This window comes from Bifidobacterium erythrocebi, assembly GCF_012932675.1.
Lineage (GTDB): Bacteria > Actinomycetota > Actinomycetes > Actinomycetales > Bifidobacteriaceae > Bifidobacterium > Bifidobacterium erythrocebi.
Genome location: NZ_JAAIIF010000013.1, coordinates 40,759 through 54,386 on the forward strand (window position 1 = coordinate 40,759; position 13,628 = coordinate 54,386).

General features: G+C 61.2%; 13 protein-coding genes. 5 read left to right on the top strand and 8 right to left on the bottom strand.

Annotation, left to right across the window (positions count from 1 at the left end):
- Positions 1-65: 65 nt before the first annotated feature.
- The gene (locus tag G1C98_RS07275) at positions 66-866 is read right to left on the bottom strand and encodes a thymidylate synthase (protein WP_205831943.1); all 801 of its coding nucleotides are present in this window, start codon (positions 864-866) and stop codon (positions 66-68) included.
- Positions 867-1,095: 229 nt separating this feature from the next.
- Here G1C98_RS07275 and G1C98_RS07280 point away from each other — a divergent pair, with 229 nt between their 5' ends.
- On the top strand, positions 1,096-1,509 hold the full coding sequence (locus G1C98_RS07280) for an OsmC family protein (RefSeq protein ID WP_169080581.1): 414 nt from the start codon (positions 1,096-1,098) through the stop codon (positions 1,507-1,509).
- 126 nt (positions 1,510-1,635) lie between these two features.
- On the opposite strand, the gene G1C98_RS07285 is transcribed toward G1C98_RS07280, so the two are convergent.
- From G1C98_RS07285 to G1C98_RS07295, 3 genes are all read right to left on the bottom strand, one after another.
- Entirely contained in the window at positions 1,636-2,670 is a 1,035-nt protein-coding gene (locus G1C98_RS07285) for a universal stress protein (protein WP_169080657.1), read from the bottom strand.
- Between the two features lie 213 nt (positions 2,671-2,883).
- Complete coding sequence (locus G1C98_RS07290) at positions 2,884-3,600, bottom strand: C40 family peptidase (RefSeq protein ID WP_169080582.1); 717 nt, start codon at positions 3,598-3,600, stop codon at positions 2,884-2,886.
- Positions 3,601-3,783: 183 nt separating this feature from the next.
- On the bottom strand, positions 3,784-4,701 hold the full coding sequence (locus G1C98_RS07295; RefSeq protein ID WP_169080583.1) for a CHAP domain-containing protein: 918 nt from the start codon (positions 4,699-4,701) through the stop codon (positions 3,784-3,786).
- A 193-nt stretch (positions 4,702-4,894) separates the two neighbouring features.
- On the opposite strand from G1C98_RS07295, the gene serC reads away from it, so the two are divergent.
- Both serC and G1C98_RS07305 read left to right on the top strand, forming a co-directional pair.
- Entirely contained in the window at positions 4,895-6,037 is a 1,143-nt protein-coding gene (gene serC / locus G1C98_RS07300; RefSeq protein ID WP_169080584.1) for a phosphoserine transaminase, read from the top strand.
- Between the two features lie 10 nt (positions 6,038-6,047).
- Entirely contained in the window at positions 6,048-6,302 is a 255-nt protein-coding gene (locus tag G1C98_RS07305) for a DUF2530 domain-containing protein (RefSeq protein WP_169080585.1), read from the top strand.
- A 111-nt stretch (positions 6,303-6,413) separates the two neighbouring features.
- Here G1C98_RS07305 and G1C98_RS07310 read toward each other — a convergent pair whose 3' ends face one another.
- Positions 6,414-7,679 carry a sensor histidine kinase gene (locus G1C98_RS07310; protein ID WP_169080586.1) on the bottom strand — a complete coding sequence of 422 codons (1,266 nt, stop codon included), beginning with the start codon at positions 7,677-7,679 and terminating at the stop codon, positions 6,414-6,416.
- Positions 7,680-7,899: 220 nt separating this feature from the next.
- Between G1C98_RS07310 and phoU the strand changes: the two genes are divergently transcribed.
- Together phoU and G1C98_RS07320 are read left to right on the top strand one after the other, a co-directional pair.
- Complete coding sequence (phoU, locus tag G1C98_RS07315; RefSeq protein ID WP_169080587.1) at positions 7,900-8,580, top strand: phosphate signaling complex protein PhoU; 681 nt, start codon at positions 7,900-7,902, stop codon at positions 8,578-8,580.
- Between the two features lie 256 nt (positions 8,581-8,836).
- Positions 8,837-10,717 (top strand): oleate hydratase, encoded by a 1,881-nt coding sequence (locus G1C98_RS07320; RefSeq protein ID WP_169080588.1) that lies wholly within the window; start codon positions 8,837-8,839, stop codon positions 10,715-10,717.
- 289 nt (positions 10,718-11,006) lie between these two features.
- On the opposite strand, the gene G1C98_RS07325 is transcribed toward G1C98_RS07320, so the two are convergent.
- The 3 genes from G1C98_RS07325 to menA form a co-directional block, all read right to left on the bottom strand.
- Positions 11,007-11,561, bottom strand: coding sequence for a TetR-like C-terminal domain-containing protein (locus tag G1C98_RS07325; protein WP_169080589.1), 555 nt, complete (start codon positions 11,559-11,561; stop codon positions 11,007-11,009).
- A gap of 126 nt (positions 11,562-11,687) precedes the next feature.
- Entirely contained in the window at positions 11,688-12,428 is a 741-nt protein-coding gene (locus tag G1C98_RS07330) for a phosphoglyceromutase (protein WP_026646464.1), read from the bottom strand.
- Between the two features lie 108 nt (positions 12,429-12,536).
- Entirely contained in the window at positions 12,537-13,616 is a 1,080-nt protein-coding gene (gene menA, locus G1C98_RS07335; RefSeq protein ID WP_169080590.1) for a 1,4-dihydroxy-2-naphthoate octaprenyltransferase, read from the bottom strand.
- Positions 13,617-13,628: the final 12 nt, after the last annotated feature.

Sequence of the window (13,628 nt, forward strand, 5' to 3'; positions counted from 1 at the left end):
CCTTGGGTTTCTCGGAACTGGCTCACCAGTCTATTAGACGGCGGAGACGCGCCGCTGCAGCCACGTCATACGGCGACGGGGGCCTTGATGGTGGGATGGTGCCGGTAGCCGATGATGTGGAAATCCTCGTACTTGTAGTCGAACAGCGAGGGCTCCTTGTCGATCTGGATCTGCGAGTACGGGTACGGTTCGCGGCCCAGCTGCTCGATGAACTGCTCGACGTGATTGTCGTAGATATGGCAGTCGCCGCCGGTCCACACGAATTCGCCCGGCTCCAGCCCGGCCTGCTGGGCCATCATGAGCGTGAGCAGCGAATAGGAGGCGATGTTGAACGGCACGCCGAGGAACATGTCGCAGGAACGCTGGTACAGCTGGCAGCTGAGTTTGCCGTCCGCCACGTAGAACTGGAAGAGCGCGTGGCACGGCGGCAATGCCATGTTCTCGACTTCGGCCGGATTCCAGGCGGATACCACCATGCGGCGGGAATCGGGGTGGTTCTTGATGAGGTCGAGCACGTTCGAGATCTGGTCGATGGTGCGGTTCGGATCCTCCGGGGTGGGAGCCGGCCAGGAACGCCACTGCACGCCGTAGACCGGGCCAAGATCGCCGTTCTCGTCGGCCCACTCGTCCCAGATGTGCACGTTGTGTTCCAACAGCCAGTTGATGTTGCTCGACCCCTTGAGGAACCACAGCAGCTCGTAGGCAAGACCCTTGAAGAACACCGTCTTGGTGGTGAGCAGCGGGAAATACTGGCTCAGGTCGAATCTCATCTGCTGGCCGAACAGCGATATGGTGCCGGTTCCGGTGCGATCGGACTTCAACGTGCCTTCGGCGAAGATCTTGCGTACCAGATCCTCATAGGGCATGGGGATGTCCGTCTTGGGACGGGCGGGGATACGGGAACGGATTTGAGCGAGTTGTTCGGAAGTTAAAGCCATGGATTCCAGTGTAGCCAAACGTAAGGCCGAGACCATGATGCCACGGGGATTGCGCCGAGAATGGAACCGCGGCGCCGCACGAACGGCATGTGGGGCATAATGGATTGCGATATCGTCACGTGGCTACGTGTAGCCGATCGGTTGTAAGGAGAAGCATATGGCAAAGCGACTGTGGGTCGAGCGCAACAAGGACGGTTCCTGGGACGCCTTCAGCGAGGATGGCGCACATATCAAGTTCGGTAAGGGCCGTGGCCAGTTCACCCCCGGCGATCTGATGAAGATCGCCCTGGCAGGCTGCGCGGCGCTGTCCAGCCAGTTCGCCGTCGAACATACCCTGGGCGAGGGCAAGGGCGCGAAGATCGTTGTGGACGGCACCTACGACGCCGACAACGATGCCTATACCGCCTTCGAGGAGCAGCTGGAGGTCGACGCCACCGGTGCCGGACTGAGCGACGAGGACGCCGACAAGCTCGCCGAGCGCATCTCCCGCCATGTGGACAAGGCGTGCACCGTCAAGCACACCTATGTGCAGGAGACCCCGGTGCGTATGAGCGTCACCGTCAAGCACTGAGCGACTTAAGCGCATAGCATAAGGAAAGCCGGCCATCCGCATTTCGCAGGTGGTCGGCTTTCCTTATATGCATCTATGCATCCGTCACAATGCCGCTCCGTTATGATGCGGTAGCGCGTGTTCGGATCAGCGCTTGGGATCGATGGTCTTCTCGATTTCGGAGACGACCTCGCTCGACGCGGTGGACACCGGAGCCTCCTCGACACCGGAGATGTCACCCAGCGGCTTCGGCTTGACATCCGCCGGAGAGCCCGGAACCGTGTCCAGACGGCTTTCCGCGGCCTCGACGTACTTGCGCGGCACCACGTACACCGGGCTGACCGCATGCTGTAGCAGGCCCTGGCTGATCGAGCCGAGCAGCAGACCGGTGAATCCGCCACGGCCACGGGAACCGACGACCACGACATCATGGCTGTAGCTGGCCTCAGTCAGCGTATGCACGGCGGAACCCGGCACGATGCGGCAGTTGATGGACAGGTCGGGGTACTTCTCCTGCAGCGGGGCCACACGGGTCTTCAGATCGTCCATGTAGGAATCGTAGACGCTGTCGTCGGCGCTTACGCCCTTGACCTCCGGCACTGCGGAAATCACTTCAAGTTCGGCGTTCCAGGATGCGGCGAAATCGCCTGCGATCTGCAGGGCCTTGACGCCCCACTTGGATTCGTCGGCACCGACCGCCACCTTGGTGATGGTGTTGTTCAGGTGCATGAGGTTGCCGTCATCGTCGGTGTAGGGCACCACGATGATCGGGCAGTACGCGTATGCCGGAAGGCTGGAGGACGTGGTGCCGAGCAGACGCTCCGCAAGGCCGCCCTTGCCACGGTTGCCGATGACGATGAGGTTGTAGTTGCGGGACAGCTCCACGAACACGGAGGCCGGGTCGCCGGTGACGATGAGCGTGGTGGCTTCGACACCCTGCTCGTCGGCGATTGCCTTGGCCTTGGACAGAATCTCCTGTGCGTCGGCATGCGCCGCATTGTCATCACCCATAGCGGTGTAGGTGGCATCGAAGCTCACCGCCGCATAGCTCGGAAGCGAATAGGCGCAGACGATCTGCAGAGTAAGCCCCGCGTGCTTGGCGTAATTCGCTGCCCACCACGTGGCCTTGTAGCTGGCGTTCGATCCATCCACACCAACAAGAACAGCCTTGTCGTTGATCATGGCGACCTCCTTGAGATTGCTGGCGACCCCACGATGGGCCGTCACTACAGTCAAGAATAACTCGGTTTTTCACATATCGTTGGAAAAGCAAGGAAACGCCGTGTGTTCCGCCATCTTCTCGGCATGTTTCAACTCGACAAAGACAGGTTTTTTGTAGAAAAAAAGGCACGCTCCATCAGGAACGTGCCTCAACGTGTTGTGCGATTTTGCGGCTTACAGCAGCCTGCGAATCGAATAGCTGCCGGTGTAGGCCCATGCGACCGGGGTGATCTGCGTACCCTGGGACGGGTTCAAGGCGTTGACCACCATGCCGTTGCCGACGTAGATGCCGGCATGCGCGCTGTTGGCGATGATGTCGCCAGGCTGTGCGCTGGCAAGCGACGGCACCGCGGTGCCATAGCCGGCCTGGGCGCCAGAGCTGTGCGGCAGGGAGATGCCGAACTGGGCGAACACGTACATGACGAAACCGGAGCAATCCCAGCCACTGGTGTCGGAGCCACCCCACACGTACGGCACCTTGCCGACGAACTGTTCGGCGTAGGAAACCAACGCGGCGGCGGTCTTGCTGTCCGGCGGATTCACGGTGATGGCGGCGGAGCTGGAGGATTCCAGCGAGGAACGGGTTGCGGAACGCGAAGCCGCGGCAGCCTGCTGCTGGGCGCGGGCTGCAGCCTCCTGACGCTCCTGCTCGGCCTTGGCCTCGGCGTCCTTCTCGGCCTGGGACTTGGTCTTCGGCACATTGAGGGACTCGATGCCGCCCCAATTGCCCTTGACGTCGGTGGATACGGATTCCTTGAGCACATCCTTACGGGCCGTGGAGGTCTTGGGGAAGGAACGCTCGGAAGCAACCACACTCGGCTGATCGGCTGCGACGGCCGCAGGAGCGGCTGCGACGAATGTGGCGCAGACAGCTACGGCGGCGACGAACATTGACACTGTTTGTTGTACTGTCTTCATCGTTTACCTACAATACCAGCGAGGGTTTCCTGTGCAAATGGACAACACCATGACGGTTCGCCTGATATGGCGCAACACGCCGCACAGGTACGCACCCTCTGAAAACGTTGCACGCCGCTGCATTTCACATCACGGGAACACAGCGCGGCGGCACCGTCAGTAATGGATGTATTCGAAATCGGAGACGTTGTGATACGTCTTCGAGTAGGTCTTGCCCTGCATGACGGAACCGCACTCGGACGTGGTGACGGAACCATCCGCATTAATCTTCTCTACGATCGCGACATGACCGTACGTGCTATCCGAGCCCTCCTGACCGGCACGGAACACCATGATGTCGCCCACATGACGAGGCGTGTTATCCACCCAATAGCCCAGGGCACGGGCGGAGGAAGCCCACTGGCAGCCGTTGCCCATATAGGAACCGGCCGGCAGCCCCAGCTGGTGGCGACGGACGTACACCCACCAGGTGCACTGGCTGTATTCGTATGCATTGCCGGTATCGCCGGTGTCGTGGTTCGGGTTGAAGCCCGCCGGCAGCGCGTCGCCGTCCACGTCCATCAGCTTGGCGACGTTCTCGTTATTCGCCAGGGAACGGGACATCTGCTTCACGTCGAGATTGGCGTTGCCTTCGCCCAGGGACCAAGTGCCCTCGTTGGTGGACTGCTGGGTCTCGTTGGAGACCAACGCCTCACGGGTATCGGAACGGGAGGCGGCGGCCTTGACGTTCTGCACCTGCGTGGTGGTGAATTCGGCCTCACTCGCCACAGGCATGACCCTTTCCGGACCCGTCAGGCTGATGGTGGTGGCTGCGGTGCCCACCAGAGCGGCGAGCGACGCGGAGCCGAGAAGAATGTTGCGACGTTCGGCCGCACGAGCGGCCTCACGCATGGCACGTCTGGTCTGAGGCGCGATTTCGTTGAGCTTCGCGGCGACCGCCGGCTCAAGGCCCAGCACCGCACCGTTGCCTTCGATCCTGTGCGCGGCATGGCTCAGCCTGGTCGGACGGGCGGCGCGCATCATGGCGAACGGGGTGTTTGAAGTCCTGGCCGCTTTTGGCGCAGCATGCCTCATAACAAATCACTCCTTATCGTTCGGGGCATGCCTCATGAGACACGTCCCCACTTTCCCACCCAACTGTACAAGCCGCCATGACCATCGGTCGACACACCGGAGGCTCGGCGGATTTCGCACCATGCACAACGTGCATCGTTGCACATGGGCGAATCGCCATCCCCATCCGCACTGATGGCTAGGGTAGTGGCTTATGGCCAATACAGTGAAGATTCCTACCGACATGCTGCCCGAGGACGGACGTTTCGGATCCGGCCCGAGCAAAATACGCCCTGAGCAAATCGCCGCGCTCGATGACGGTGCGACCACGCTGCTGGGCACCTCCCACCGCCAGACGCCGGTGCGTCAGCTCGTGGGATCCATCCGCGAAGGGCTGGCGTCCTTCTTCAACCTGCCGGACGGCTACGAGGTCGCACTCGGCAACGGCGGCGCAAGCTGCTTCTGGGAAGTCGCCTGCGCATCCCTGATCACACGCCAGGCGGCCTTCGGCACCTACGGCTCGTTCAGCGCCAAGTTCGCCAAGTCCGCTGCAGCCGCACCGTTCCTTGAGAATCCGGTGATCTACGAGGGCGAGCCCGGCACGTACCGTCTGCCGGAACTCACCGAATACGTCGACGCCTACTGCTGGGCGCACAACGAGACCTCCACCGGCGTGGCCGCGCCGATTCACCGCATCGAGGGAAGCAAGGAGCAGGGCGCCCTGACGCTCATCGACGCCACCTCCGCCGCAGGCGCGCTGCCCGTCGACATCAGCCAGACCGACGCCTACTACTTCTCCCCCCAGAAGGCATTCGGCTCGGACGGCGGCCTGTGGGTCGCCATCCTCTCCCCCGCCGCCGTGGAACGCGCGGCCCGCGTGGAAGCCAACGTGAACCTGCCCGGCGCAAGCCGCTGGGTGCCGTCGTTCCTCTCGCTGACCAGCGCGCTGGAGAACTCCCGCAAGGACCAGACGCTGAACACACCTTCGGTGGCGACGCTCATCATGATGGAGAACCAGGTGCGCTGGCTGAACGACAACGGCGGCATGGCCTGGGCCACAGCGCGTTGCAGCAAATCCGCATCCACGCTGTATGCATGGGCCGAAGCCAGCGAATACGCCAAGCCCTTCGTCGCCGACGAGGGCGCACGCTCGCACGCCGTAGTCACCGTGGACCTGGACGAGTCGATCAACGCCAAGCAGATGATCGCCATTCTGCGCGACAACGGCATCGTGGACACCGCCGGATACCGCAAGCTCGGCCGCAACCAGCTGCGCATCGGCGTGTTCCCCTCGGTCGAGCCTTCCGATGTACTGGCGCTCACCCGCTGCATCGATTATGTGGCAGAGCGGATGTAAGCTACAGCCTATGAAGTTTGCTCCAATCATCGACCCGGCCCAGCGCAAGCCGGCACCCAAGCCGGTGCGCGTGGATCTGCGCATCGTGTTCTCGCTGGGCACCGGATTGTGGGCCATCGCACTGATCGTCAGCATCGTGCTGAACATGATGGGATTCAAGATGACGAAGATCTGCATCGTGTGCATCTGCGGCGTGGCCACCGGTCTGATACTGCTCGTCTGGGAACACTTCGATCGCTGGGATTACCGGCGTCTGGGTCAATAGCAACAACGCCGGATATGGTTGTGCCCCGCAGTGTTCGCTGCGGGGCACAACCATATCCGGCTCCATTCACGCGAGTCCGCGACGCACCTGCGGCATACGGGTCGGCAGCGCTCAGCGGGCGAGCGGCAGCGTCAGCGTGAACGTGCTCCCCTGACCCGGCACTGACCACACCGACACGGCACCATGATGGGTAAGCGCCACATGCTTGACGATCGCCAAGCCAAGACCCACGCCGTCCACCTTGCGATCCCCCTGATCGGCACCGCGATAGAACCGTTCGAAAATACGCGACTGTTCGCTCTTCGCGATGCCCATGCCCTGGTCGAGCACACGTATCTGCACATCATCGCCCATTTCGCCAGGCTTGGCGGAAATGCCGATATAACCGCCCTTCGGTGAATACTGGATCGCATTCTCCAGCAGCTTGGACAACGCCGTCCTGATCTGCGAGACATCACCATTGATTGCCAGCGAACGATCCCCCTCGACCTGCACGTGCAGGCAGGCCTCGCGGATGGCGTCCTTCATGGACGCGACCACACCGTCAATCTGCTCCATCACGTTGATGCGGTTGGCCGCACTGGGCACGATCGGCTCCTGCGCCTTGATCAGCAACAGCAGATCGGCGACCATATGGTTCAGGTGACTGCCGGCGACGCGCACCTCATGCGCGGCCGTATGCACGCGCCCACTGTCAAGATCGTTGCGCTCAAGCTCATCGGCGAGCCGGTTCAGCGCCTCGGTCGGCTTGAGCAGCTGCTCGGACACGTTGACGATGAACGAATCGCGGATCTGATTGAAACGCACGTTCTCGCTCACATCATCCAGCAGCACGACCACATGGCTGGGATCCACGCGCCCCACGGTGACGTTCAGCCAGTTCGGGCGCTGCACGCCGTACGCCCCGGTTTCCTCCCCGCGCTCCGCCGGATCGGCGCTCGACTCGAAACGCGCGACCGTAGTGGTCTGGATGTCGAACAGACGTCTGCCGCCATGCTCGCGGACATCGTGCACCGCATCCAGCACCTTGTCGTTCACGATATGATCGTCGCGCATGATGCCCAACCGGTACGCCTCGGGATTCGCGTTGATCACCTCATCGTCATCGCCCACGACCAGCGACGCGCTCTGCAGAATCGACAGCAGGCCGAACGTCGACTGGTCAAGCCCCGCATCGTCGTCGTTCGCCGCGCGTTTGCGCCTGACCTTATGCAACCGCTCATCCAGCCATTCCGTGAAGGACACCCCGCCCAACCAACGCTCGATCAGCGGCTCGACCCAACCGAGCACCATGGTGCCCAGCAGTACGACAATGCAAAACCCCACAATGGCGAACACCGCGAACACGATCAGCGAGGGGACAGGAGAATCAGACATACGCCCATTGTTCCACATAAGCCGCGCGCAGGACGCGCAACACACGAACCGACGACAAACCCATGCCGCACCGTGACGAACATGAACAGTACATGAACACCGAGTTGAACGCACCTCAATTTCCGGTTGCCATTACGTGTCGTCACTCGCACGGTGGCAGTGCAACGCATAAACTGGAGCAAGGTTGCACACAGCACATACGAAAGGCCGAACAAACACAATGCGCGTTATTTTCAACGAAGAGATGAAGGCCGTCGCCGACGACCTTGACCACATGGCACAGAATGTACGCAAAGCCATTCGCGGCGCCGGTAAGGCCCTGCTGGAAACGAACGTCGAAGCCGCGCAGGCCGTCATCGACGGCGACACCGAACTCGACGCCCTGCAGGAAAGCGTGGTCGATCAGTGCGTGAAGCTGCTGGCCAAGCAGAACCCGGTGGCCACCGACCTGCGTGTCGTGGTCTCCACCATGCGTCTGGCCATCACCTTCGAACGCATGGGCGACCTCGCCAAGCATGTGGCGGAAGCCTCCCGCCGCGCATACCCTGCCTCCCCGCTGCCCGACGAGGCGAAGGACGCGTTCACCAAGATGCAGGAGTTCCTTGACGAGACCAGCGACAACGTGGTGGCCATGCTGGCCGACCGCGACGCCAAGACCGCGGAACGCATCATCCTGGACGACGACAAGCTCGACGCGCTGCACAAGCAGACCTTCGACCTGGCACTCAACGAGGATGTGGAAATGACCAGGCAGCAGATCATCGATCTTGTACTGCTGGGCCGTTTCTTCGAGCGCCTTGGCGATCACGCCGTTTCCGCTGCACGCCAGGTGGTGTTCATCGTCTCCGGCTTCGACCCGTCCAAGACCCCCGGCCCGGACAAGGAAGGCATGACCGAATAAGGCCACGCCGAATACACTTCCGCTCTCCCCTTTGACACGGCGGCAGGGCCCGGATCACCACACGCGATCCGGGCCCTGCCGTTTTTCTTTTCCCTTCGTCGCTTCCGCCAACTTCCGTCACTTCCGCCACGCAGCGTTCTGACAATCCGCCCCGTTTGCATGAAAACTGAACAGATTGCCCCATCTGTTCATGGCGACGCGCGCACCATCCAAGCCATAATGGCAGCAGTGCCAAGCGTTTCCAAAGGAGGAAGCCATGTACTATTCCAGCGGCAATTACGAAGCATTCGCCCGTCCGAAGAAGCCAGCGGGCATCGACCATAAGAACGCCTACATCATCGGCACCGGTTTGGCCGCACTGACCGCGGCCTGCTATCTGGTGCGCGACGCCCAGATGCCGGGCAATCACATCCATGTGTTCGAAAAGGACCCGGTTCCGGGCGGCGCATGCGATGGCGCGAACATCCCCGGACTGGGCTATGTGATGCGCGGCGGGCGCGAAATGGACAACCATTTCGAGGTGATGTGGGACATGTTCCGTTCCATCCCCTCCATCGAGACCGAAGGCGTGTCCGTATTGGACGAATACTACTGGCTCAACAAGGAGGACCCGAACTACTCGCTGTGCCGAGCCACCGTCGACCAAGGCAAGGACGCCGGGACCGACGGCAAGTTCGCCCTGTCGGACGAGGCATCGCAGGAGATCATGAAGCTGTTCTTCACACCCGACGAGGAGCTGTACGGCAAGAAGATCTCCGACTTCTTCGATGACAAGGTGTTCGACTCCAACTTCTGGATGTACTGGCGCACCATGTTCGCCTTCGAGAACTGGCACAGCGCGTTGGAGATGAAGCTGTACATCAAGCGCTACATCCACCACATCGGTGGCCTGCCCGACTTCAGCGCGCTGCGCTTCACCCGCTACAACCAATACGAGTCGATGATCCTGCCGATGATCACCTACCTGGAAAGCCACGGCGTGCAGTTCCATTACAACACGAAGGTGGAGAATGTGGAGTTCGCCATCGGCGGCGGAGACGGGCCTGTCCGCGCGAACACGAGCGTCGGACAGGACGAGATCCTGCTCGCGCAGGCCGAATCCGGCGTATTCGCACGCAACCCCTTCAGTTCGAAGACCCGCAAGCAGGCCACACGAATCGACATCACCGGCTCCGACGGCGAAACCATCGGCATCGATCTGACCGAAAACGATCTGGTGTTCATTACCAACGGCGGATGCGTGGAGAACTCCTCCATGGGATCGCAGACCACCGCGGCCGCATGGAACCCCGAGCTCAAGCCCGGCGGAGGCTGGGATATGTGGCGGCGCATCGCCAAGCAGGACCCGAGCTTCGGGCACCCGGACGTGTTCTGCTCCGACCCCGAGCATTCGAAGTGGATGAGTGCCACCGTCACCACGCTTGATATGGAGATCCCGCCATACATCCAGAAGATCTGCAAGCGCGACCCGTTCACCGGGCACGTGGTGACCGGCGGCATCGTGACGGTGAAGGACTCCAACTGGCTGATGAGCTGGACGCTCAACCGCCAGCAGCAGTTCCGCGACCAGCCGAAGGATCAGCTGTGCGTATGGGTGTACGGCCTGTTCCCCGACGAGCCGGGCAACTATGTGAAGAAGCCGATGCGTGAATGCACCGGCGAGGAGATCTGCGCCGAATGGCTCTACCACATGGGCGTGCCGACCGACAAGATCGAGGATCTGGCCAGCAACCACGCCAACACCGTGCCAGTGATGATGCCGTACATCGACGCGTTCTTCATGCCGCGGTCCGCCGGCGACCGGCCCGATGTGGTGCCGGACGGCGCGGTGAACTTCGCGTTCCTCGGCCAGTTCGCGGAAACCCCGCGCGACACGATCTTCACCACCGAATACTCGATGCGTACCGGCATGGAGGCCGTGTACACGCTGTGCGACGTGGATCGCGGCGTGCCGGAGGTGTGGGGCTCGGTCTACGACGTGCGCAACCTGCTCAACGCCGTGGTGAAGCTGCGCGACGGCAAGCCGCTGAGCGACATGCACCTGAACTTCCTGGAGAAGCTGGTGCTCAAGAAAGTCGGCAAGAAGATCCAGGACACCGACATTCCGAAGCTGCTCAAGGAAACCGGCGTGAAGTGACGCTCCGACGCTTCGGCGGCATGTAAACGGCGAATATGTGCCAAGTGGCTTATTTGTGGCATGCGCAGGCGAAATCCCCAAGTATCGTCGCTGGAATTCCAACAACGATACTTGGGGAACGCCGTATTCGGTGCCACAAATAAGTCACTTAGGGTTTTCCCGAACACGAAATCAGCCATCACTAAGGCAGATAGCGAAGCAACAGGGGTATACACATATGTGTATACCCCTGTTTTCGTTTCAGCCGCACCGACGCCAATCCGAACACGACTTAATCTGGCCTAGATGTTCAGATCGCGAACCGTTCCAAAGCGGCACGGAAATCGCCTTGGATCATGGTGTCGATCTTGCCGACGATCTTCTCCGGATCGCCCTTCATGTCACCAGCGACCCATTCCAGCATCACGCCGACAAACGCATACCGGAAGAACCCTGCCACGAACTGCTTGTCCTCGTCGCGTACCTGCAGTCCCTCGGCCTTCTCATCGACCACGGAAAGCAGCAGATCGTACGTGATGTCGTACAGGTAGCGTTCCACGCGCTCACGGCTGACGCAGTGGTACACGTTCATGACGAACGGCTTGTTCTCGCGCACCACGTTGAAAATGCTCAGCAGACCCTTCTGCCAAGTGTCGACGGTGCGATTGCCGGCCAGCGCCTTGCCGGCGTCCTCCTGGCATGACCATTCCACCAGGTCGTAGATGTCCTGGAAATGATAGTAGAAAGTCATGCGGCTGATGCCGCAATCCTCGCAGATATCGGTGACAGTGATCTTATTCAGCGGCTTTTCGAGCAGCAGCTTTTTCAACGACGATTCCAACGCGCGCTTGGTGGTCGAAGCCATGCATCTCCTCCTCGGGTCCGGTTTTCCGCGCCGGGACGCACACCCTCATGCGTCCCGGCATGCAAAAGCGGGAACCCTTACGGATTCCCGCTTTGCTTAAGCATCATTCGCTACAAGCGGAATGAATCACTTCTGGCCCTGAGCGGCAACGGCGGCGGCACCGGCAGCGGCGGCTTCCGGATCCAGGTACTCGCCACGCGGCTTGATCGGCTTGAAGTTCTCATCCAGCTCGTACAGCAGCGGCATTGCGGTCGGGATGTTGACCTTGGCGATCTCCTCTTCGGAGAGGTTGTCAAGCATCTTCACGATGGCGCGCAGGCTGTTGCCGTGAGCGGCGATCAGAACGGTCTTGCCAGCCTTCAGCTCCGGCTCGATGTCGGACTTGAAGTACGGCTCGACGCGCTTGACCACGTCGGCCAGGCACTCGGCTTCCGGAACCGGATCGCCGGTGTAGCGCGGATCATGGTTCTGCGCGTACTCGTCGTCCGGATTGATGTCCGGCGGCGGGGTGGCGTAGGAACGACGCCACAGCATGAACTTCTCGTCACCGTACTCTTCGCGGATGGCGGTCTTGTTCTTGCCCTGCAGAGCGCCGTAGTGACGCTCGTTGAGACGCCAGCTGCGCTTGACGGGGATCCACAGGCGATCAGCCTCGTCCAGCGCGTAGTTGGCGGTGTTGATGGCGCGGCGCAGCATCGAAGTGAAGACGATATCCGGAAGGACGTTCTTCTCCTTGAGCAGGCGGCCGCCGTTCTTGGCTTCCTCGACGCCCTGTTCGGTCAGCGGGACATCGACCCAGCCGGTGAACTGATTGGTTTTATTCCATGCGCTCTGTCCATGACGGAGCAGTACTAGTTTGTAAGTCATAGTTGCCAGTCTACCGCCTTGTGCGGCCAACACAACCGGTGATGACGATTATTCGGTTACGGTCATGAAACAATTTTCATTCCGCTGCATGACCGTTTGCAGTCGGCCTCAAACGAATGCCGCCGTTGCGGCGAATGCGGCGGCGAGCGCCAGCGATGAGAATGTGCAGAGCGGCAGTGCTTTGCCGTAGTGTTTTCCTGCGATTGCGACGGCTGCAGCAGCGCATATCGCGCAGGTGATCGCCAGCATGATGATTGCCGGAACCGTGTATGCCGATTGCAGTCTGGCATACGCGACGGCCAGCAGCACGGCAGCGGCCAGCAGCGCGATTGTGAAGACGGTACCGTTGCGACGACCCAAAGCGGTCATCCATGTATGTTTGCCGTGGTCACGGTCGGATTCGATGTCACGCAGGTTGTTGACGCACAGGACCGCGACGGCGATGAGACCGACGTTCACGCCGCCGCACACGCCTGCCAAGGAAATCGTGCCGGTCAGAGCGAACATCGTGCCGCAGGTGGCAACCAGACCGAAGAAGATGAAGACGAATATCTCACCCAGATAGTGGTAACCGTAGGGATGCTTGCCGCCGACATAGCACCAGCCGGCCACGAGGCAGGCGATGCCGACCAGAATGAACCACCAGTAGCCGGTCAGTGCGATGACGGCCAGACCGCACAGGCAGGCAATCAGCGCGTTGACTCCTGCCGCAGCCAGCACCTTCCTAGGGCTCACGCCGGATGCGACGAGCCGGACCGGACCATGCGGGGGCTGCGACGCTTGAGACGAATCCGGTTCCGAAACCGGTCTTGAATTTCGTTCCGCAGGCCGGCTCTCCGAATCGATGGCACGCCCCTCGTCGGTGCCACGCACACCGTCGGAATAGTCGTTCGCATAATTCACGGCGATCTGCAGGAACAATGCCACGCAGCCGCACAGTACCGTCACCACAGCAAACCAGCCCACCGAACGTTGGCAGACGCCGACCAACGAACCAAGCTTCCACTCCCCCAGGTCATGCTGCCCGCCGAAGAACGGACACGGCTCGTGCAGCAGATCGCCGCCCTGCGAATACACGAATGCGCCTTGCCATGACAGCGCGGCGCCGATAATCACCGGAGCGATCGCCAATGGCAACGTCTTCAGGCGAGCGCCGCGAATCCAAGTCGATAACTGCATGAACGCCATTCTACGTGCGGT